The sequence below is a fragment of the Streptomyces sp. NPDC002884 genome (genome assembly GCF_040295245.1).
Classification (GTDB): domain Bacteria; phylum Actinomycetota; class Actinomycetes; order Streptomycetales; family Streptomycetaceae; genus Streptomyces.
Window position 1 is genome coordinate 79,306 of sequence record NZ_JBEOVB010000018.1, and the last position, 20,130, is coordinate 99,435.

Here is a 20,130-nt window from a genome sequence, read left to right on the forward strand (position 1 = left end):
GACCCCTAGATCTCTCGGACCACTCGGACCACTCGGACCACTCGGACCACTCGGATCACTCGGATCGCTCGGGACCCTCCGGTCACCGGGGACCGAGGGAGTGGAAGACCGGCCGGGCCCAGCGCGGAGGCTGCGGCGCCGACACCGGGGTGCCGGCCAGTTCGGTCGGCGGGTGAGCGGGCCTGAGCCCGCCGCCCGGCGTCGGCCTCAGCTCGGCGACGAAGGCGCCGCAGGTGGGGTGGCGCGCCTCGGGGCTCTTGGCGAGGGCCCGGGCGAACACCGCGTCCATGTACGCGGGGAGGCCGGGGCGGGCCTCCGTCAGCGGGGGCGGATCGGCGTTCTGATGCGCCCAGAGCAGGGCCACGTCGTCGTCGCGGAGGAAGGGCGGGCGGCCCGCGAGGCACTCGTAGACCACGCAGGCGAAGCCGTAGACATCGCAGCGGCCGTCGACCGGTTGCCCGGAGATCTGCTCGGGGGCCACGTAGTCGAGCGTGCCGACGAACTGGCCGACCGAGGTGAAGCCGGTCAGGGACAGCGACTTCTTCGTCAGGCCGAAGTCGGTGAGGTAGACGTGCTCGGGGTGGTCGCTGTCGGTGCCCCGGGCGACGAGGATGTTGCCGGGTTTGACGTCCCGGTGGACCAGCCCGTGCTCATGGGCGGCGTCGAGCGCGGAGGCGACCTGCGCGGCGATGCGAACGGCGGTCGCCGGGGGCAGCGGACCCTCGCGGTCGAGGAGGTGGCGCAGATCGCTCCCCTCGACGTACCGCATGGCGATGTACAGGACCCCGTCGGTCTCGTCCGCCTCGAAGACGGGCACGATGTGCGGGTGGTCGATGGCGGCCGCCACCCGCGACTCGTGGGTGAAGCGCTTGCGGAACACGTCGTTGCGGGCCAGCTCCGGGGCGAGCAGTTTCAGCGCGACGGTCCGGTCCAGCCGCAGGTCGTGGGCTCGGTACACGACGGCCATGCCGCCGCGTCCGATCTCGCTCTCGATGCGGTAGCCGGCGATCCTTCGGCCGACCAGTTCGGAGGGCCGGCCGGCGAAGGGGGTGCTTCCGTGGGCCATCAGGCACCCCGGCCGGGGTTCACGATCCGGGTGGCGGTGTGGTCCTGGTCCTCGGCCGCCGCGTCCGGCGCCCGGTCGGTCGCGTAGGTGCTGAGGCGGGTGCCGTCGCCGTACAGCCAGCTCTCCCGCGCAGGGTCGTACAGCCACACGTCCTCGCCGTCGACGACCACACCGATCCGCAGTCCGTGGGTGCGGCGCCGGAAGGCCTCGCCGTCGAGGCCCGCGTCGGCCAGTTCCTCCACCGCCGCCCGGTACCGGGCGAGGGCCTGTTCGGCGCGGCCGAGGAGCGGGCGCGGGTCGGCGGCGGTCGCGAGGGGGGCATCGGCGGGGGGCGGGTCCTGGGGGACGGCGACCAGATAGCGGCCGTCGACCCAGGCCGACCAGCCGTTGGAGCACAGCACGCGCCCCCAGTCGCCGCGCCGCTCCATGAGCCGCACGGGCAGCAGCGGATCGAGGGGCACGGTGGGGCGGGCCGGGTCGGGGGCCTCCCAGGCGGGCATGCCGTGCTGGGGGACCACGTGTGTGGGCCGGAATCCGGGAGTCGTCATGAGCCCGCCCCTACTTCCGCATCACGGCGGGCTCGTGCCGGCGCAGCAGCCGGGAGACGAGGAATCCGCAGACCACCGAGAGCACGACGAGCATGCCCACGTCGAGCAGCCACACCGCCGCCGAGTGCTCGAACAGCGGATCGGCGGTGATCTCCCCGGGCACGATCCTGGCCAGTCCGATGGTGCCGGCCATCGCGCCGAGCGCCCACCGGGCGGGCACCAGCCACGACAGCTGCTCCAGACCGGGCACGCCGTCCAGCGTCAGCAGCGCCCCGCAGAAGACCACTTGGACGATGGCTAGCAGCACCAGCAGCGGCATCGTCACCTCCTCCTTGTGGACGAGCGCGGAGATCAGCAGGCCGAGCATCATCGCCGTGAAGGCCAGCAGGGCCACGGCGACGGTGATCTCGATCAGGGGTGGCATCAACACGCCCTCGCCGCCGGGAGCGTTGAGGTCGACGCCGAGCAGGGCGACGAGGGTCAGCACCACCGCCTGGACGACCGTCACCGCGCCGAGGACGACGACCTTGGACATCAGGTACGCCGATCTGGACAGGCCGACGGCGCGTTCCCGCTGGTAGATCACGCGTTCCTTGACGAGTTCGCGCACCGCGTTGGCCGCGCCGGTCAGGACGCCGCCGACGCACAGGATGAGCAGCACGTTCATCGCGTGCTCCCGGTCGAGCTCGCCGCCGGACAGGGCGCGGGCCATGGCACCCATGACGAAGGGCAGGGCGATCATGATCGCGAGGAAGGTGCGGTCGGCGGCGAGCGCGGTCGCGTAGCGGCGGACCAGGGTGCCGAGCTGGGCGCTCCTGCTGCGGGGGTGGGGCGGCGGCAGCACGATGACCGGGCCGGAGCGGGGCAGCCTGGGCTGCTCGCTGTCGTTGACGACGTACTGCCGCCGGAACGGCGAGTCGCGGTACTCCCCCGCCCAGTCCCGGTCCTGGTCGCGCTCGAAGGCCTCGAAGGCCTCCGGCCACTGCTCGAAGCCGAAGAAGGCGAGGGCGTCCTCGGGCGGTCCGTAGTAGGCGACCCTGCCGCCCGGCGCGAGCACGAGCAGCCGGTCGCAGACGTCGAGGCTGAGGACGCTGTGCGTGACGACGATGACGGTACGGCCGTCGTCGGCGAGGCCGCGCAGCATGTGCATCACCGAGCGGTCCATGCCCGGGTCGAGGCCCGAGGTCGGCTCGTCCAGGAACAGCAGCGAGGGTTTGGTGAGCAGCTCCAGGGCCACGCTGACGCGTTTGCGCTGGCCGCCGGAGAGGCTGTGCACGGGCTGGCCCACGCGCTGCTCGAGTCCCAGTTCGCGGATGACCTCCTCGACCCGCTCGCGGCGCTCGGCCTTGGCGGTGTCCTGCGGAAAGCGCAGCTCGGCGGCGTAGACGAGGGCGCTGCGCACGGTCAGCTGGGCGTGCAGGATGTCGTCCTGCGGGACGAGTCCGATGCGCTGGCGCAGCTCGGCGTAGTCGCGGTAGAGGTCGCGGCCGTCGTACACGACCGTGCCGTGGTCGGCGGGGCGCTGACCGGTGAGGGCGCCGAGCAGCGTGGACTTGCCGGCGCCGCTGGGGCCGACGACCGCGAGGAGGCACTTCTCGCCCACCGGGAAGGACACGTGGTCGAGCAGGACCTTGCGGCCCCGGTCGACGGCGACCGTCAGGTCCTGTACGTCGAGGGAGACCTCGCCGGTGTCGACGTACTCCTGGAGCTGGTCGCCGACGAGGCAGAAGTCCGAGTGGCCGATGCCGACGATGTCGCCGGGGTCGAGCGGGGCACGGGTGACGGGCAGCCCGTTGAGGTAGGTCCCGTTGTGGCTGCCGAGGTCGACGATCTCGTGGCCGCCCTCGGGCAGCGCGCGCAGTTCCGCGTGCCGGCGCGAGACGACCAGGTCGTCGACGACGAGGTCGTTGTCGCCGGCGCGGCCGATGCGCACGGTGCGCGACGGCAGCGGCCGGACGGAGGTGGGCTCCCGGAAGGTACCGGTCACGCCGGGCATGGAGACCGCCGAGGGGCGTTCCGCCGGGGGTGGGGGGCGGCCCGACAGGACGAGGCAGGGGCCGTCGTCCGGGCTGCCGATGCGGATCACGCTGCCGGGGCCGACGCCCCACTCGTCGATGCGCCGGCCGTCGGTGTAGGTCCCGTTGGTGCTGTGGTTGTCTGCGAGGGTCCAGTGGTCGCCGTGGGGGCGCAGTACCGCGTGGTGCCAGGAGACGCGGGTGTCGTCGATGACGATGTCGCTGAGCGGGTCCCGTCCGATGCGGTAGTCGTGGCCCGGGATCAGCACGCTGGAACCCGTCTCGGTCTCCAGCACGAGTTCGGGCGCGGTCGAGGAGACCGGTCGCTCCACCATGTCCGAATTCTATCGATTAGCACCTCTGCGTGCCCAACGGGCGGCGGGGTCTCAGCCGACGGGGAGGACGAGCGCCGGGACGGTCCGCTGCATCCGCAGCGCGTCGACGGATTCGGCCAGCAGCTCGTACTCGGTGGTCTCGTCGCTGATCGCGATCCGCACCAGCCGCCCGCCCGCCAACTCGTCGGCCACCAGCTCCTGGCGTCCCATGTCGGCGCACCAGGCCCGCAGGAGTTCGGGCACGTCCGGCACGTTGTCGGCGACCGGGACCAGGGCGCCCGGCGGGATGTGCTCGCTCTCGGGCCGCGGATCCAGCCGTTCGGCCATCCAGGAGGCCCGGTCGCGCAGCCACCACAGGGCGAGCGCCAGCGTCGGCGCACGGTAGGTGCCGAGCGGTACGCCGATGCGCCGGCCGTCGCAGACGCCGTACGCGGTGACATGGCACAGGAATTCGTCGTGCACGTCTCTCTCCCCCGGTGCTCGCCGGCCGGTCGTGCCTCGCTTTCCGTGCGGCTCCTGTGGGGTGAACTGCCCCTGACCTTCGAGTATGTTCACTCTTGAAACACTGTCACCATGACTTTTTGGCCAGTCTCTTGGCATATTCCGTGTCGTTCATGGCCGAAATGCGGCGAGCACAGGATCCCGCCGTCATTACCCGACAGGTAATCGACCCGGACGGCGGGCGCGGGCAAGGTGGTCACACCGGATCGGCGATAACCGAGATCCGGGACCTGACCAGTATCGATGACCTCATGGGAGGACGATTCACGATGTCCGCGCACACCGATCGTTACGAGAATGCCGTCGCCCGCTACTTCGAGGCCTGGAATGCACGGGACCCCGAGGCTTTGGCCAAAGCTGTTACCGCCGCATGGGCCGTGGACGGAGGCTATACCGACCCCCTGGCCGACGTCCGGGGCCATGAGGGGATCGCGGCCTTGGTCGCGGCGGCACACGCGCAGTTCCCGGGCTTCGCCTTCCGCCTCACCGGCGGTGTGGACGGCCACCACGACACGGCCCGCTTCTCCTGGGAGCTGGTGAGCGAAACCGGGGGTACCCCCTCCGGGGGAGGCTCGGCGCCGGTGGCCGGATCCGACGTGATCACTCTGGACGCCGACGACCGGATCACCTCCGTCCTCGGATTCCTCGACCGGGTGCCCGCCGGAACCTGAGGCCGGCCACCGGTGAATTCCCCCGCCCGCGGCGGTCTGCCCGACAGGAGATCACCGCGAGCGGAGGACGTCATGAGTACAAACGGAACCGTGAACGCCGAATTCACGGCCGTCCTCCGCAAGAGCCCGGTGAAAGGCGGCTGGTCCTATGTCGCCCGGCCGGAGTCCGTCGAATTCTTCGGCACCCGCGGACTGGTCAAGATCCGCGGAACGGTCGACGGACATCCTTTCCGGAGTTCGCTCATGGCCCTCGGGGACGGCACCCACAAACTTTCCGTCGATGCCGAGGTGCGCAAGGCGATCGGAAAGCAGGAGGGCAACACCGTGACCGTACGCCCGACCGAACGGCTCAGCCGTTGATCACCGCGTCGATCCGGGTCAGCTCCTCGGCGTCGAAGTCCAGGTTGGCGAGGGCGCCGACGCTGTCCTCGATCTGCCGGGCGCTGCTCGCGCCGACCAGCGCGGAGGTCACCCGGCCGCCGCGCAGCACCCAGGCCAGTGCCAGCTGGGCGAGGGACTGGCCGCGCGACTTCGCGATGTCGTCGAGGGCGCGCAGCTTGCCGGTGAGCTCCTCGGTGACCGCGTCGGAGTTCAGGAACGGGCTGTCGCTCGCCGCCCGTGAGCCCTCCGGGATGCCGTCCAGGTAGCGGCCGGTCAGCAGGCCCTGCTCCAGCGGCGAGAACACGATCGAACCGACCTGGAGCTCGTCCAGGGCGTCGAGCAGGCCCTCGCTCTCGGGGCGGCGGTCGAGCATCGAGTAGCGCGGCTGGTGGATGAGCAGCGGAGTGCCCAGCTCACCGAGGATGCGGGCGGCCTCGCGGGTCTGCTCCGCCGAGTAGTTGGAGACACCGACGTAGAGCGCCTTGCCCTGCTGGACCGCGGTGTGCAGGGCGCCCATCGTCTCCTCCAGGGGAGTCTCCGGGTCGGGGCGGTGCGAGTAGAAGATGTCGACGTAGTCCAGGCCCATCCGGGTCAGGCTCTGGTCGAGCGAGGACAGCAGGTACTTGCGCGAGCCCCATTCGCCGTACGGGCCCGGCCACATCAGGTAGCCGGCCTTGGTGGAGATGACCAGCTCGTCGCGGTAGGGCGCGAAGTCCGCCTTCAGCGCCTCGCCCAGGGCGGACTCGGCGGCGCCGGGCGGCGGCCCGTAGTTGTTGGCCAGGTCGAAGTGGGTGATGCCGAGGTCGAAGGCGCGGCGCAGGATCGCCCGCTGCGTCTCCACCGGACGGTCCGGGCCGAAGTTGTGCCACAGTCCGAGCGACAGCGCGGGAAGCTTCAGGCCGCTGCGTCCGGTGCGCCGGTAGGGCATGTCGGCGTAGCGGTCGGTGTGTGCGGTGTACAACGCGACTCCAGGAAGGGTTGGCACGGAAGAACGGTTTCGGGAACCTTCACCCACTCTGGTCGACCTGCGGGTAGTGGTCCAACAGAAGAATCCGATGGAATTGAGCGGCTACGCTTCTCAATCATGGAACTGCGCCACCTCCAGCACTTCGTCGCGGTCGCCGAGGACCAGCACTTCACCCGGGCCGCCGAACGCCTGATGGTCTCCCAGTCGGGCCTTTCGGCGTCGATCCGGGCCCTGGAGCGGGAGCTGCGCGCTCCGCTGTTCGTCCGGACCACCCGGCGGGTGACGCTCACGGAGGCGGGCCGGGCGCTGCTGGCCGAGGCCGAGCGGATCCTGGCGCAGGTGCGGGCGGCCCACGAGGCGGTGGCGGCCGTGCAGGGAGTGGTGCGCGGAACCCTCTCCGTGGGCACCGAGCAGTGCATCGCCGGAGTGGACGTGGCCGGGCTGCTGGCGGCGTTCCGCCGGCGTCACCCGGATGTGGAGATCAGACTGCGGCAGACCGGTTCGGGCGCGCTCGGCGAGGAGGTGGCGGCCGGCCGGCTCGACCTGGCCTTCGCCTACCGGACCCAGCCGGACACCGACCAGCTCCGCTGCGCGCCGCTGGCCACCGAGCCGATGTACGTGCTGTGCCATCCCGACCACCGTCTCGCCGGGGTGTCGGCGGCGCTGACGCCGCAGGACGTCGCGGGCGAGGTGTTCGTCGACTTCCATCCGGACTGGGGGCCGCGCCGCGCCACCGACGCGGCGTTCGCCGAGGTGGGCGTGCGCCGCACGGTCGCCCTGGAGGTCAACGACGTGCACAGTCTCCTGGACCTGGTGGACGAGAACCTCGGCGTCGCCGTCGTACCGCGCCACTTCCGGCACAAGCGGGAGGCGCTCACCGCGCTGCCCCTCAAGGGCACGGGCGAGGCGGTGTACGAGACGGTCGCGCTGCTGCCGCCCGCACGGTCGACCAGTCCGGCGGCCCGGGCGCTGATGGCGCTGCTGGAAACGGGGAGCGGGTGAGCGCGGGGTGCGCGATGGTGGACGTATGCATGCCAAGGACATCCTCATCGACGGTTACCAGCGCATCCGGGAAGAGGTCCACGCCGCCGTCGAGGGCCTGGACCCCGACGACCTGAACGCCCGGCCCGGCGACGGGGCCAACTCGATCGCCTGGCTCGTCTGGCATCTCACCCGCGTCCAGGACGACCATCTCGCCGACGCCTTCGGACTCGACCAGGTGTGGCTGGCCCAGGACTGGGAGAAACGGTTCGGCCTCGATCTGCCGCGCCAGGACACCGGCTACGGGCACACCGACGCGAAGGTCGCGAAGGTACGGGTCTCCGACGGCGGCCTGCTGACCGGCTACCACGACGCCGTGCACGCGCAGAGCCTGGAGGCGCTGCGCGCGCTGACGGCGGCGGACCTGGGGCGCGTCGTGGACGAGCGCTGGGACCCGGCCGTCACCCTGGGCGTACGGCTGGTCAGCGTCCTGTCCGACGATCTCCAGCACGTCGGACAGGCCGCCTACGTCCGCGGACTGCTTCAGAGCGCGGCGGCGTAACCCGGGAGGACGACGTCCTCGATGAGGGCCTTGCGCTCGTCGAACGGCAGGAACGCGCTCTTGAGGGCGTTCACCGTGACGGTGCGCAGGTCCTCGAGGGTCCAGCCCGCCTCCTGGACGAGCAGCGACATCTCGCGGGTCATCGTCGTGCCGGAGACCAGACGGTTGTCGGTGTTCAGGGTGACGCGGAAGCCGAGGTCCTTCAGCGCGGTGATCGGGTGCTCGGCGATCGAGGTGGCCGCGCCGGTCTGGAGGTTGGAGGTCGGGCACATCTCCAGGGCCACCCGGCGGTCGCGGACCCAGCCCGCGAGCCGCCCGAGCTTGCCGTCCACGATGTCGTCGGTGATGCGGACACCGTGGCCGATGCGCTGGGCGCCGCAGACCTGAAGGGCCTGGTGGATGCTGGGCAGGCCGTGGGCCTCGCCCGCGTGGATGGTGAAGGGGACGCTCTCGCGGCGCAGGTGCTCGAAGGCGGCGAGGTGGTCGGCGGGCGGGAAGCCGTCCTCGGCGCCGGCGATGTCGAAGCCGACGACGCCCGCGTCCCGGAAGGCGACCGCGAGGTCGGCGGCCTCGCGCACGCGGTCGAACATCCGCATGCCGCAGAGCAGCGTGCCGACGCGGACGGGGGTACCCGCTGCCGACGCCTTCGCCATGCCGGCCGCGAGGCCCTCCTGGACGGTCTCCACGACCTCGGCGAGGCTCAGCCCGCCGTTGACGTTCAGCTCGGGGGCGTAGCGGACCTCGCCGTAGACGACTCCGTCGGCCGCCAGGTCGAGCACGTACTCCTCCGCGGTGCGCAGCAGGCCCTCGCGGGTCTGCATGACGGCGAGGGTGTGCTCGAAGGTGGCTATGTACCGCACCAGGTCACCCGAGTTGGCGGCCTCGAAGTACCAGGCGGCGAGCTCGTCGGGGTCGGTGGTGGGCAGCGTGTGGCCGATCGCGTCCGCCAGTTCGACGACGGTGGCGGGGCGCAGGCCGCCGTCGAGGTGGTCGTGCAGGACGGCCTTGGGGAGGCGGCGGAGGGTGTCGGTGTCGATGTGGGACGCGGTCATGAGTCTGTGTTCCTCGGCAGGTGGTTCTCAGGTGGTGGCGGGCTGGAGCAGATCCCAGCGGTTTCCGTACACATCCCGGAAGACGGCGACGGAGCCATAGGCCTCGTGCCGGGGCTCCTCCAGGAAGGTCACGCCGGCGGCGAGCATGCGGGCGTGGTCGCCGGCGAAGTCCTCGGTGTGCAGGAAGAACCCGACGCGGCCGCCGGTCTGGTCGCCGATCCGGGCGCGCTGGGCGTCGCCCTTGGCCCGGGCGAGCAGCAGCCCGACGCCGTCCTGGCGGTCCCCGGGCCGCACGACGACCCAGCGGGCGCCGTCGGGACGGGGTTCGTCCTCGACGAGCCGGAATCCGAGCGCCTCGGTGTAGAAGCGGATCGCCTCGTCGTAGTCGTCGACGACAAGCGTGACCAGGGCGATGCGACTCATCGTGGCCTTTCGGGGAGCGTGCGGGAGGTGGTCGGGAGGTGCGATTGACGGGAGAGGTTATACGTAAAACCCTCCGCACGCCAGTCGCCTCCGCGGCGGCGGTGACCTAGGTCGCTCGCCCGAGGCGCGGTCGGGACCGTGGTCCGAGGCGGAGGGGTCCTCGCCCTCGCTACCGTGCCGGCCATGAAGATCACGGAGCCGCCCCGTACCGCCGGGCAGCGCAAGCGGGAACTGCTGGACCGGCTGGAACGCGAAGTCGACATCTGGGTCGCCACGGCGGACCGGGAGGGGCTGCCCTGTCTCGTCGCGCTGTGGTTCGTCTGGGACGGCGAGCATCTGTGGCTGTCCACCCGCCTCACCAACCCCACCGGCCGCAACCTCCGGGAGGGCGGCCGGGCCCGCCTGGCCTTCGGGGACACCCGGGACGTGGTCCTCGTCGACGGCGAGGTCGAGACGTACACGCGGGAGGAGGTACCGGAGGGGGCCGCCTCGGCGTTCCTGGCGAAGACGGGCTGGGATCCGGGCCGGGACAGCGCGTCGTACGCCTATTTCCGGGTGCGGCCGGTGGCGGTCCAGTCGTGGCGCGAGGCGCACGAGCTGCCTCGGCGGCATCTGATGCGGGACGGGGTGTGGGTCGTGTAGACGCCGCCGGACCCGTCGACGCCGGACACAGCAGGCGTCGGGCCCGGCAGGCGCCGGACCCGGCAGGTGCCTCGCGGGATCAGTTCTCCGGTGTCGCGCCGGCGCCGTGGTGCGCGGCGTTCAGGCGGTTCAGTTCCTCGGCCGTGAGGCGCAGGGCGCCCGCCGCCACGTTCTCCGCGAGGTGGCCGGGGTCTCCGGTGCCCGGGATGGCCAGCACCTGCGGCCCCAGGGCGAGGGTCCAGGCGAGGCGGACGGCGGCGGGTGACGTGCCGTGGGCGTGGGCGACGGCGAGCACCGCCTCGTCATGGGCGGTCGTGGCGCCCTGGGCTCCGCCGTCGCCGGCGATGGCGAAGAACGGCACGAAGGCGATGCCCTGTTCGCCGCAGACGCGCAGGAGTTCCTCGGTCGCGGGGGCGTGGTGCCCGAGGCCGTAGCGGTTCTGCACGCTGACCACGGGGGCGACGGCCTGCGCCTCGGCGAGATGGCGGGGTTCGACGCCGGAGATGCCGAGGTGGCGGATCAGTCCGGCTTCGCGCAGCTCGGCGAGGGCGCCGAAGTGCTCGGTGATCGACTCCTGGCGCATCCGGCGCAGGTACACCAGGTCGAGGTGGTCACGGCCGAGCTGGCGCAGGTTCTCCTCGACATGGCCGCGCAGGTCCTCGGGGCGGGCCGAGGTGCCCCACTCCCCCGCGGAGTCGCGGAAGGGGCCGACCTTGGTGGCGATGAGCAGGTCGTCCGGGTAGGGGGAGAGCGCGCTGTTGATGAGCTCGTTGGCGGAGCGGAGGGCGGAGAAGTAGAAGGCGGCGGTGTCGATGTGGTTGACGCCGAGGTCGATCGCTCGGCGCAGGACGGCGATGGACCGGCCGCGGTCGCTCGGCGTGCCGAGGTGGAAGGCCGCACTGCCGGTCAGCCGCATCGCGCCGAAGCCGATGCGGCCGACCGGCAGGCCGCCGATGTCCCAGGTGCCCGCGGCATCCGCGGCGATCGTTCCGGAGGTCATCCGGGCAGTCTCGCACGCACCGCGGCCACCGGCCGGAGCCGGCCCGGAGCCGGCGACGCGGGCCCTCAACAGGCCACGTTCTCCTCGCACTTGCACACCGCCTCCTGGACGTCACGGCTCCGGTGCCGGGCCGTGCCGACGGAGGGCCCAGGACACGGTGCGCACGGTGGACTCCCGGCGTTCGGGCCGCGCGGCGGACCTGGCGCGCCGTCGCTCCCTGACGGGCGACCCGTGCCTCGCCGCTCAGTGCAGCGGCTTCTCCAGCACCGCCTTGCGGTGGCTGAACGTCTCGATCGACCAGCGGCCGTGGTAGTTGCCCATGCCGCTCTCGCCCACCCCGCCGAACGGCAGGTCGGAGACGGTGAGATGGGCCAGCGGCAGGCCGTAGCCGAGGCCGCCGGAAGACGTCTCGGCGGCGATGCGGCCGCGGGTGTCGCCGGACTCGGTGAAGACGTACAGGGCGAGGGGCTTGTCGCGGTCGTTGATGAAGGCGATCGCCTCGTCCAGTCCGTCGACGGTGACGATCGGCAGGATCGGGCCGAAGATCTCCTCCCGCATGACGGGCGACCCGGGGTCGACGTCGGCGAGGACGGTGGGCGCGAGGTACTTGTCCGTACGGTCGTTGCCGCCGCCGACCACGATCCGGCCGGAGTCGAGCAGAGCGGTGAGCCGGTCGAAGTGACGTTCGTTGACGATGCGGCCGTAGGCGCCCGAGGCCTGCGGGTCGGCGCCGTAGAGCGTCTCGACCGCGCGGGTCAGCAGGGGTTCGAGGGCGGCGGCCGTCTCCGGGTCGGTGAGGACGTAGTCCGGGGCGACGCAGGTCTGGCCGGCGTTGAGGAACTTGCCGCGGGCCAACCGGTCGGCGACGACGGAGAGATCGGCGTCCCGGTCGACGAACGCCGGGGACTTGCCGCCGAGTTCGAGGGTGACGGGGGTGAGGTGCTCGGCGGCGGCGCGCAGCACGACGCGTCCGACGGTGCCGTTGCCGGTGTAGAAGATGTGGTCGAAGCGCTCGGCCAGCAGAGCGGTGGTCTCCGGGATCCCGCCCTCCACGACGGCGACCGCGTCGGTGTCGAGATACGCCGGCAGCAGCCGGGCCAGCGCGGCGGAGGTGGCGGGCGCGAGCTCGCTGGGCTTGACGACCACGGCGTTGCCGGCGGCGAGGGCGCCGACCAGCGGGGCGAGCAGAAGCTGGGCGGGGTAGTTCCAGGGCGCGATGGCGAGGACGACGCCGAGCGGGTCGAACTGCGTCCACGCGGTGGCGTCGGCGCCGAGGTGGGCCGGGACCGGAGCGGACTCGGGGCGCAGCCACGCGTCCAGGTGATCGAGGGTGTGGTCGATCTCGCGGACCGTGAAGTCGATCTCGGTGCGGTACGCCTCGGTGGAGCTCTTGCCCAGGTCGGCACGGAGGGCTTCGGCCAGGTCGGCGCCCCGCTCCGTGAGCAGTTCGCGCAGGCGGCCCAGTTGCTCCGTGCGCCAGGCGAGGGGCTTGGTGCGGCCGGTGCGGAACGTGGCGCGCAGCCGGGCTACGACGTCGGCGGGCTGCTCGGGAGTGGCGGCGGTGGTCACGGTGCCTCACTGGGGTGCGCGGGCCTCACGGCCCTGGGGTCTCGGTGCGAGCGGTCGGCTCGCTCCGGGGGCGAGCTGGTCGGCTCGGTCTGGGGGCGAGCTGGTCGGCTCGGTCCAGGGGCGGACGACGAGCTCGATGTATATGCCAACCTTTCATGCACCAAAATACATTCCCGAGGACGCGGACCACTTCACCGGCGGCTCACCGGCACCTCACCGGCACCTCACCGGCACCTCCGGCGAGCGCGCGTCCGCGCCGGTCGAGGAAGGCCCGTTCCGCAGGGCTCTCGCTCGGCGCGAGGGCCGCCACGCAGGCCGCCGCGGCCTCGGTGACCCGGCCCGGGCGGCGCAGCAGGTCGGCTCGGACGGCGTGCCGGACGTGGTGGTCGCGCGGCACACGGCCTCGCCGTCGAGAGGCGTCAGGCCTCGCCCATGAAGGGCCGCACCTCGATGGGAAGGGTGGTGGCCCAGGTCGCCCGCCGGCCCCAGTGCAGGGCGGCGTCGAGGTCCGGCGCCTTGATCAGGCAGATCCCGCCGAGGTACTCCTCGCCCTCGGCGTACGGCCCGTCGGTGACGAGGACGTCGTCGTCGCCCGGCCGCAGCACGGTGGCGGTCTCCGGTCCGTGCAGGCCCCCCGCGAACACCCAGGCGCCGGCCTCGCGCAGCTCCCGGTGGAACGTCTCCAGGTTGCGGCCGATCTCCGCCATCCCCTCGGCCGACGGCGGCTCGCCCCCGCTGGGCGTGATCACACTGAGCAGGTAGTACTGCATGACGTCCTCCAGGTCTCGTGCCGTTCTGTCACCTCCTACACGAACGGCGGGCCCCTGGATCGACACCCCGCGCGACGGAACCGGAAGAATCCCGCCCATGACCGCACCGCACCCCCTCGTCACCCGCGCCCGCAGCCTCGCGGACGATCTCCTCGCCCCGCACGCCGAACAGGTGGACCAGGAAGGGGTTCCCGCGAGCCACCTCGCGCGGATCCGGCGCTCGGGCCTGCTCGGGCTGAACGCGCCGACGGAGTACGGCGGGGCCGCGGCACCCGGCGCGGTGGTGCGCGAGACGGCGGAGATCCTGGCCGGGGCGTGCTGCTCGACCTGGTTCGTGCAGGCGCAGCACCACACCCCGGTACTGACGCTGGCCGGGAGCGAGGGCCCGGTGCGCGAGCGCCTGCTGGGCCGGCTGGCGACCGGTGAGCTGCTGTCGGGGGTCGCGTACGCGCATCTGCGGGCGTATCCGCGCGTCCCCGTCCGGGTCACCCGGGAGCGGGCCGGCTGGCGCTTCGACGGGACCGTCCCCTGGTACACGGGGTGGGGCCTGAACGATCTGCTGCTCCTCGCCGGAGTCACCGACACCGGCGAGGTCCTGTTCGCCTTCACCGAGGCGCGGGAGCAGCCGGGTCTGCGGGCCTCGGCCCCGATGCGCCTCGCCGCGCTCACCGCGGCCCGCACGGTCTCCCTGGAACTGGACGGCCTGTGGCTCCCGGAGGAGGCGGTCGCGCTGCGCACCCCGCACGAGCGCTGGTCGGCGGCGGACCGGCTCAGGACGGTGAACGCCAACCCTGCCGTCTTCGGGCTCACGGAGGCGGCCCTGACCCTGCTGGACGAGGACGCGGCGCGTCCGCTGCGCGCCCGTCTCACGGAGGTCCGCAGCCGGGCCTACGCGCTGGCCGACGATGCGGCGCCGCAGGAGCATCTGGCGGACCGCCTGGCCCTGCGGACACAGGCCTCCGAGGTGCTGCGGGCGGCGACCACGGCAGCGGTGGTGACCGGCGGCGGCCGCTCCATGCTGCTGACGAACAGGGCCCAACGCCTGGCCAGGGAGGCCCTGTTCCTCATGGTCCAGGCCCAGACGCGGGAGTCACGCGCGGCTCACCTCGACGCGCTGACCGGCTGACCGACGGACCGACGGACCGACGGACCGACGGACGGGCTGACGGGCTGACGGAGCACGCCCGCGATCCGGTTCACCGGTCGGCTTCCCCTCCGGGTCGCGTCACCGTCGTCGCCTCCGCCGGGCCGCCGTCCGGGTGCTCGTCCGGGCCACCCGGGGATCCGGCGCCGGCTCGCCGCACGGCAGCCGGTGCTCCGCCCGCCCCGGCCGGCCGGGACTCGTCCTCCTCCATGACGGCGGCCTTCTCCCGGTCACCCACCGCTCCGGTCGGTCCGCCCACCTCCGACAGCGTCAGCTGCGCCCGGTCGTCGACCAGGCGGGTCACCAGGTGCTGGGCGGCGCCGAAGACCGCGGCCCAGGCGAGAACCTGCGCCCTGCTGTCCAGGTCGCTGAGCCCGGGCACGAAGGCGCCCCTGATCAGCAACACCCCGAGGAAGGCCGACAGGGCGCCGGTCGGGAACTTCAGCGCCGCCGACGCCAGCGGGAGCATGTAGGGGGCGCTGGTGCCCCGGATGCGGCGCAGCGAGGCGATGACGGTGAGCGCCGCGCCGACCAGCCCGGCGATCTCGACCGTGAGGATGTCCTGCGGCCGGGCGAGGTCGCTGGGGACGGTGTTCGCCGTTCTGTCGTGGTACTCCGCGCTGGGGCACACGACATGCATCTGGTTCGGGTCGCCTGCACTGGCCTTGGGCGCGAAGCACAGGCTGAGCGAGCGGGGGTCCAGCCAGCCGTAGAGCGCGAGGCCCGCCACACCGACCAGGACGAGGACCGTCGCGGTCCAGAGCATGTTGCGCAGGCTCCGGACCCGGGCCAGTTCGGCGTCCAGGTTGCTGTACGCGCTGTCGAGCGCCCGGGCCAGCAGTTCGCGGTCGCCCGGCGTCAGCTCGCCGGAGACGATGTGCCGGAGCCGTTGGGCGAGCCTGACGCGCCGTGGGTCGCCCTTGTCCAGATGCCGCTCGACCAGCGCCATGACCTCGCTCGCGCGGCCGACGGCCTCCGCGTCGGGCACCAGTCGGAGCAGCAGCACGTCGGCGCCGCGCAGATTCGACCAGACGCCTTCACGGGCGATGGAGCCGGACCAGGGCCGCCGCCATCCGAACACCTCGTCGGCCGCGGAACGGGCCTTGTCGAGATGGCCCTTCACCCCGTCGAGGTAGGCCCTGCGGCAGTCGTCGCACGGTTGCCTGGTCTCTTCCCGGCTCAGCTGCACCTCGAGACAGGCGAGTCGCGCTTTCGCCAGGGCCCGCCATCGCGACCGCGGGGGCCGGGTACGCGGTCCGAGGGCGACGCGTCGGGCACTGCCCCGGGTACTGTCCCCGGCCGCCAGGGAAATGCCCATTGCCGACCTTCCTTCGTCAGCGCCGCGGGCGGGCTAATCACTCATGTGGAGAGCGGGTACATGAAGTTTCTCCCATGAACTCCGCCCCGGAATGCCGTCGGCGTCGCTGCCGTGGAAGCCGAGTTTCTGCTGCCACTTGGCGTAGGACCTCCGATCGGCCTCGCTCCACTGGAGGTCGGGCTCGTCGGGATAGGCCGAGCAGCCCTCGTCGATGAGGCGCCAGCCCATGACCTCGATGATCGGGCTGCTCACGGACGGCTGGAAGAAGTCCTTGCCCGGGAAGGGCTCATCGTCGACCGGCACCACGTCCGGCTCCGTCACGCGGACCCGCTGGCCCGGGTGAATCAGATTCGGATTCTTGATCTGTGGATTCCACTTTCTGACCTGGGCCAGTGTCACATGGAACATGGCCGCGATTTCGGAGAGCGAGTCGCCCTCCCTTACCACATAGAAGTCCGGTGTCGCGTTCATACGTCCATGCTAGTGACGGATCGAGAAGAATTCGACACGGGAAAAACGGCCGCACGACGGCCAGTTGAATATTCATTGAATTCCGGCAGTCGTGCGGACGGAACGCGTTCCTCAGCTCGTGAAAGGCACCTGCGCCGAGGGAGCGCCCTCGGTCCGGAACGGGTGCCGCCACAGCCCCTCCCCGGCCAGCCGGGGCAGCACGCCCTCCCCGAACCAGTACGCCTCCTCCAGATGCGGGTACCCCGACAGCACGAACTCCTCGATCCCCAGGGCCGCGTACTCCTTGATCAGCGCGGCGACCTCGGCATGGCTGCCCACCAGCGCGGTGCCCGCGCCGCCACGGACCAGACCGATACCGGCCCACAGGTTGGGATGGATCTCCAGGCCGTCCCGGCTGCCGCCGCCGTGCAGCGCGAGCATCCGCTGCTGTCCCTCGGACTCGCTGCGCGCCAGCCCGGCCTGGACGGACCGCACGGTCTCCGCGTCGAACCCGGCCAGCAGCCGGTCCGCCTCCGCCCAGGCCTCCTCGGAGGTGTCCCGGGTGATGACATGGAGCCGGATGCCGAAGCGGAGCGTCCGCCCCTGCTTCGCCGCGAGCCCTCGGATCCAGGCGATCTTCTCCGCGACCTGGGCCGGCGGCTCGCCCCAGGTGAGGTAGACGTCGACGTACTTCGCGGCGATCTCACCGGCGATCGGCGAGGACCCGCCGAAGTACACCTCGGGCACCGGATCCGGCACGCGGGCCAGCTTCGCGTCCTCGACCCGCAGGTGCTCGCCCTCCAGGTCGACGGTCTTGCCCTCCCACAACTCCCGGACGATCCGGAGGAATTCACCGGTACGGCGATAGCGGTCGTCCTTGTCCAGGAAGTCGCCGTAGGCCCGCTGCTCGTGGCTCTCGCCGCCGGTGACGACGTTGAGCAGGAGCCGTCCGCCGGTCTGCCGCTGAAACGTGGACGCCATCTGCGCGGCCAGCGTCGGCGAGACGAAGCCGGGCCGGAACGCGACCAGGAACTTGAGCCGCTCGGTGTGCTGGCTGACCATCGCCGTGGTCAGCCAGGCGTCCTCGCACCAGGCCCCGGTGGGGGTGAGCACGCCCACGAAGCCGAGGTCCTCCGCGGCGCGGGCGATCTGGCTCAGGTAGGCGACCGTCGGCGGCCGGTCCCTTCCGGAGGCGGTGGCGGGAGTGCCGTGGCCACCGCCGACGACATGGCGGCTGTCGCCGTTGGTGGGGAGGAACCAGTGGAAGGTGAGGGACACGTGGGGTCTCCGATCAGGAATGTCCGTCAGTGCGTCTGCCGGGCTGCCGGTCGGCCGGACCGTCCGGCCACTGCCCGGCCGAGGCGGTCCGTCGCGCGCTAGAGCAGGCCGTGGCGCGGCGGCCGGGTGCCGTTCAGCGCGAACCGTCCGAGGTGCTGGATCTTCCAGCGGGTCGGATCGTGCAGGGTGTGGGTGCGGGCGTCGCGCCAATGCCGGTGCAGATTGAGCGAGTCGAGGGCGGACCGGGTCCCGGACACCTCGAACAGGGCACTGGAGACCTCCACCGCCGCCCGTGCCGCCTGCACCTTCGCGGCGGCCACCGCGAGGGACGCCTCGGCGGCCGTGTCGTCGGTCAGATCGGCGCGCGCCGCGTCGACCGACCGGGCGGCCTCACGCAGCAGGGCCTGCGACGCCCTCACCTCCAGCGCGAGTTCACCGAACCGCTGGATCAGCAGCGGATCCTCGGCGGCCGTCCCGACGCCGCTCTCGAACCACGGCCGGCTCTTGGTCCGCACGAACTCCGCCGCCTCGGCGAGCGCGCCCGCGGCGATCCCCGCGTCGATCGCGGAGTGCAGCAACTGGGCTACCGCACCGTGGAGTTGCGGCCCCTCGAAGGTCAGGTGGTGGGGCAGTACACGGTCACCCGGTACCGGCACGCCTTCGAGGCGGACGGTGCCGCTGGCCGTCGTCCGCTGGCCGAGCCCGTCCCAGTCGTCGATGACGGTGAGGCCGGGCGCGTCGGACGGCACATAGGCGACGTGCAGCCTGTCGTCCTCGGCGCGGGCCAGCACCGGGATCCAGTCGGCGAAGAGGGCCCCGGTGGAGTAGTGCTTGACGCCGGTCAGGACGTACGAGCCGTCGGGCCGGGGCTCCAGGCGGGTGCGGATGTCCTGGACGTTCTTGCCGCCGGCCTCCGACTGGGCGTTGCCGAAGCGCCGGCCGGCGAGCAGCTCGGCGAAGAAGAACTTCCGCTGCTCCGCTGTGCCCTGACGGCTGATCACGTTGACGTAGGCGAAGTGGCTCTGCGGGATCTGGGCGAGGCTGGCGTCGGCGCTGCCGAGCAGACGGAAGATCTCCGCGAGGGTCCCGGCGCTCACATCGGCCCCGCCGTGGTCGGCGGGGACGGTGACGGCGAGCAGCCCGGAAGCGGACAGCCGGTCCAACTCGGCACGGGGCAGTCGCCGTTCGGTGTCGCGCGCGGAGGCTCCGGCGCGGAACTCCTCGGCCAGCGAGGCGGCGACGGCGAGAGCCTCGGCGTCGTCGGCGATGACGTGGGCTGACATCGTGCGCTCAGCTCGCCGCGGCCAGGTAGGGCGTCCGCCCGAGCGCCACCGAGAACTGGTCGAGGACGTGGGTGAGCGCCTCGGTGGCGGTCGGGGCGACCGTGATGGAGCCGTCCTCGTGGGCGGTGATGTCCTTGTCGAGGGTGAACCAGCCCTGGACGATATGGGCCGCGCCCATGGAGTTGAGCACGGGACGCAGGGCGTAGTCGATGGCGAGGACGTGGGCGGTGGAACCGCCGGTGGCCAGCGGCAGCACCGTCTTGCCGGTGAGCGCGTACTGCGGGAGCAGGTCGAGGAGCGCCTTCAGGACACCGGAGTAGGACGCCTTGTAGACCGGGGTGGCCACCACGACACCGTCGGCGCGTGCGAACAGCTCGGTGGCCTCGACGATCGCCGGGTGGCGGAAGTCCGCGCCGAGCAGGGCCTCGGCCGGGATCGTCCGGACGTCGAGCGGGATCACCTCGTGCCCCTGGGCGGCGAGCCGCTGGTCGAGGTGGCGCAGCAGACGGCCGGTGCGGGAGGAGGCGGAAGGGCTGCCGGAGACGGACAGGACGGTGGCCATGGGTCCTCTTTCGAAGGAGCCCGGGGCACCCCGGCAGGGCGGGGCGCTCCGGTGGGAGCGGTCAGGAGTACCAGCCGTAGCCGGCCAGGTGAGGGACCTGGCCGAGGACGTGGCGAAAGCCGTTGTTCTCGGCGAGGACGGCGAGTTCCCGGTGGTGGTCGTACCCCCGGCCGGCGCGCTGCTCGATCCTGCTCGTGCCGCGTCCCCCGCCGACATGGGGGACCCGGCAGGCGAATTTCACGGACGCGGCAGGCATACGGAACTCCTGGTGCGGATTTCTTCGGGCACGTCGAATTCACGGGGCGCACCGGCGCCGACGCGGTTGCGGATGCCACGAGGCGGACGGGCGCGGTGAATTCAGGCGGGGAGAAGGAAAAGCGCGGCGGATCGCGGGGAGTTGATCAGGCCGCGGCGCAACAGGAGGCACTGGAGACGCGCGCGAGGTCGACATGGCGTCGCCGCGTGAGGTCCAGTCGCATCTTCATGTCCTCGATCGTGGCAGCCGCCCGCGACGGCAGTCAAGGCAAACCCGACCGGTCTCGTATCGCGGACCATTGAATTTCACGAAGGTGTGACAGGGAAACCCTTGAACAGGGGTCCGACGGGCCCGCA

General features: G+C 72.0%; 23 protein-coding genes and 1 pseudogene. 6 read left to right on the forward strand and 18 right to left on the reverse strand.

Annotated elements, in window-relative coordinates; genetic code table 11:
• Nucleotides 1–82: 82 nt before the first annotated feature.
• Genes ABT070_RS29710 through ABT070_RS29725 form a run of 4 tightly spaced genes read right to left on the reverse strand, consistent with a single transcriptional unit; the run spans nt 83 to nt 4,426 of the window.
• On the reverse strand, nt 83–1,066 hold the full coding sequence (locus ABT070_RS29710; protein WP_351764957.1) for a serine/threonine-protein kinase: 984 nt from the start codon (nt 1,064–1,066) through the stop codon (nt 83–85).
• On the reverse strand, nt 1,066–1,614 hold the full coding sequence (locus ABT070_RS29715; protein WP_351764958.1) for a hypothetical protein: 549 nt from the start codon (nt 1,612–1,614) through the stop codon (nt 1,066–1,068). Before ABT070_RS29715 ends, ABT070_RS29710 begins: the two co-directional genes overlap by 1 nt.
• Nucleotides 1,615–1,624: 10 nt before the next feature.
• Nucleotides 1,625–3,964 (reverse strand): ABC transporter ATP-binding protein/permease, encoded by a 2,340-nt coding sequence (locus tag ABT070_RS29720; RefSeq protein ID WP_351764959.1) that lies wholly within the window; start codon nt 3,962–3,964, stop codon nt 1,625–1,627.
• 51 nt (nt 3,965–4,015) lie between these two features.
• Nucleotides 4,016–4,426 carry a hypothetical protein gene (locus tag ABT070_RS29725; RefSeq protein ID WP_057605152.1) on the reverse strand — a complete coding sequence of 137 codons (411 nt, stop codon included), beginning with the start codon at nt 4,424–4,426 and terminating at the stop codon, nt 4,016–4,018.
• Between the two features lie 308 nt (nt 4,427–4,734).
• On the opposite strand from ABT070_RS29725, the gene ABT070_RS29730 reads away from it, so the two are divergent.
• Both ABT070_RS29730 and ABT070_RS29735 read left to right on the forward strand, forming a co-directional pair.
• Nucleotides 4,735–5,136 (forward strand): nuclear transport factor 2 family protein, encoded by a 402-nt coding sequence (locus tag ABT070_RS29730; RefSeq protein WP_351765084.1) that lies wholly within the window; start codon nt 4,735–4,737, stop codon nt 5,134–5,136.
• Between the two features lie 72 nt (nt 5,137–5,208).
• Nucleotides 5,209–5,496 (forward strand): DUF1905 domain-containing protein, encoded by a 288-nt coding sequence (locus ABT070_RS29735; protein ID WP_351764960.1) that lies wholly within the window; start codon nt 5,209–5,211, stop codon nt 5,494–5,496.
• On the opposite strand, the gene mgrA is transcribed toward ABT070_RS29735, so the two are convergent.
• Complete coding sequence (gene mgrA / locus ABT070_RS29740) at nt 5,486–6,478, reverse strand: L-glyceraldehyde 3-phosphate reductase (protein WP_351764961.1); 993 nt, start codon at nt 6,476–6,478, stop codon at nt 5,486–5,488. The genes ABT070_RS29735 and mgrA overlap by 11 nt on opposite strands.
• 123 nt (nt 6,479–6,601) lie before the next feature.
• Here mgrA and ABT070_RS29745 point away from each other — a divergent pair, with 123 nt between their 5' ends.
• A complete protein-coding gene (locus tag ABT070_RS29745) occupies nt 6,602–7,486 on the forward strand; it encodes a LysR family transcriptional regulator (RefSeq protein WP_351764962.1) in 885 nt (294 codons plus the stop codon).
• Nucleotides 7,487–7,511: 25 nt separating this feature from the next.
• On the forward strand, nt 7,512–8,027 hold the full coding sequence (locus ABT070_RS29750) for a mycothiol transferase (protein WP_351764964.1): 516 nt from the start codon (nt 7,512–7,514) through the stop codon (nt 8,025–8,027).
• Here ABT070_RS29750 and ABT070_RS29755 read toward each other — a convergent pair.
• Both ABT070_RS29755 and ABT070_RS29760 read right to left on the reverse strand, forming a co-directional pair.
• A complete protein-coding gene (locus ABT070_RS29755; RefSeq protein WP_351764966.1) occupies nt 8,009–9,079 on the reverse strand; it encodes an adenosine deaminase in 1,071 nt (356 codons plus the stop codon). The two genes, ABT070_RS29750 and ABT070_RS29755, sit on opposite strands and share 19 nt — an antisense overlap.
• 27 nt (nt 9,080–9,106) lie before the next feature.
• The gene (locus ABT070_RS29760; protein WP_351764968.1) at nt 9,107–9,502 is read right to left on the reverse strand and encodes a VOC family protein; all 396 of its coding nucleotides are present in this window, start codon (nt 9,500–9,502) and stop codon (nt 9,107–9,109) included.
• A 183-nt stretch (nt 9,503–9,685) separates the two neighbouring features.
• Here ABT070_RS29760 and ABT070_RS29765 point away from each other — a divergent pair, with 183 nt between their 5' ends.
• Nucleotides 9,686–10,144, forward strand: a complete 459-nt coding sequence (locus ABT070_RS29765) for a pyridoxamine 5'-phosphate oxidase family protein (protein WP_351764969.1) — start codon at nt 9,686–9,688, stop codon at nt 10,142–10,144.
• 79 nt (nt 10,145–10,223) lie between these two features.
• Here ABT070_RS29765 and ABT070_RS29770 read toward each other — a convergent pair whose 3' ends face one another.
• The 4 genes from ABT070_RS29770 to ABT070_RS29785 form a co-directional block, all read right to left on the reverse strand.
• Entirely contained in the window at nt 10,224–11,144 is a 921-nt protein-coding gene (locus ABT070_RS29770) for an aldo/keto reductase (RefSeq protein WP_351764971.1), read from the reverse strand.
• A gap of 243 nt (nt 11,145–11,387) precedes the next feature.
• Entirely contained in the window at nt 11,388–12,713 is a 1,326-nt protein-coding gene (locus tag ABT070_RS29775) for an aldehyde dehydrogenase family protein (RefSeq protein WP_351764973.1), read from the reverse strand.
• Nucleotides 12,714–12,915: 202 nt separating this feature from the next.
• Nucleotides 12,916–13,110 (reverse strand): hypothetical protein, encoded by a 195-nt coding sequence (locus tag ABT070_RS29780; RefSeq protein ID WP_351764974.1) that lies wholly within the window; start codon nt 13,108–13,110, stop codon nt 12,916–12,918.
• A 22-nt stretch (nt 13,111–13,132) separates the two neighbouring features.
• Nucleotides 13,133–13,483, reverse strand: a complete 351-nt coding sequence (locus tag ABT070_RS29785) for a YciI family protein (protein WP_351764975.1) — start codon at nt 13,481–13,483, stop codon at nt 13,133–13,135.
• Nucleotides 13,484–13,580: 97 nt separating this feature from the next.
• Between ABT070_RS29785 and ABT070_RS29790 the strand changes: the two genes are divergently transcribed.
• Nucleotides 13,581–14,609 (forward strand): acyl-CoA dehydrogenase family protein, encoded by a 1,029-nt coding sequence (locus tag ABT070_RS29790; protein WP_351764976.1) that lies wholly within the window; start codon nt 13,581–13,583, stop codon nt 14,607–14,609.
• 70 nt (nt 14,610–14,679) lie between these two features.
• Here ABT070_RS29790 and ABT070_RS29795 read toward each other — a convergent pair whose 3' ends face one another.
• The 7 genes and pseudogenes from ABT070_RS29795 to ABT070_RS29825 all read right to left on the reverse strand — a co-directional run bounded on the left by ABT070_RS29795 (nt 14,680) and on the right by ABT070_RS29825 (nt 20,003).
• Nucleotides 14,680–15,945, reverse strand: coding sequence for a hypothetical protein (locus ABT070_RS29795; protein WP_351764978.1), 1,266 nt, complete (start codon nt 15,943–15,945; stop codon nt 14,680–14,682).
• Nucleotides 15,946–15,978: 33 nt separating this feature from the next.
• Nucleotides 15,979–16,416 (reverse strand): peptidoglycan-binding protein, encoded by a 438-nt coding sequence (locus ABT070_RS29800; protein ID WP_351764979.1) that lies wholly within the window; start codon nt 16,414–16,416, stop codon nt 15,979–15,981.
• Between the two features lie 111 nt (nt 16,417–16,527).
• A complete protein-coding gene (locus ABT070_RS29805; RefSeq protein WP_351764981.1) occupies nt 16,528–17,673 on the reverse strand; it encodes an LLM class flavin-dependent oxidoreductase in 1,146 nt (381 codons plus the stop codon).
• A gap of 98 nt (nt 17,674–17,771) precedes the next feature.
• Nucleotides 17,772–18,956, reverse strand: a complete 1,185-nt coding sequence (locus ABT070_RS29810) for an SfnB family sulfur acquisition oxidoreductase (protein ID WP_351764983.1) — start codon at nt 18,954–18,956, stop codon at nt 17,772–17,774.
• Between the two features lie 7 nt (nt 18,957–18,963).
• Nucleotides 18,964–19,518 carry an NADPH-dependent FMN reductase gene (gene ssuE, locus ABT070_RS29815; RefSeq protein WP_351764985.1) on the reverse strand — a complete coding sequence of 185 codons (555 nt, stop codon included), beginning with the start codon at nt 19,516–19,518 and terminating at the stop codon, nt 18,964–18,966.
• A gap of 73 nt (nt 19,519–19,591) precedes the next feature.
• Nucleotides 19,592–19,774, reverse strand: a pseudogene (locus tag ABT070_RS29820) (dimethylsulfone monooxygenase SfnG); the annotation flags it as partial.
• 145 nt (nt 19,775–19,919) lie between these two features.
• The gene (locus tag ABT070_RS29825) at nt 19,920–20,003 is read right to left on the reverse strand and encodes a putative leader peptide (RefSeq protein ID WP_350760414.1); all 84 of its coding nucleotides are present in this window, start codon (nt 20,001–20,003) and stop codon (nt 19,920–19,922) included.
• Between the last annotated feature and the right edge of the window lie 127 nt (nt 20,004–20,130).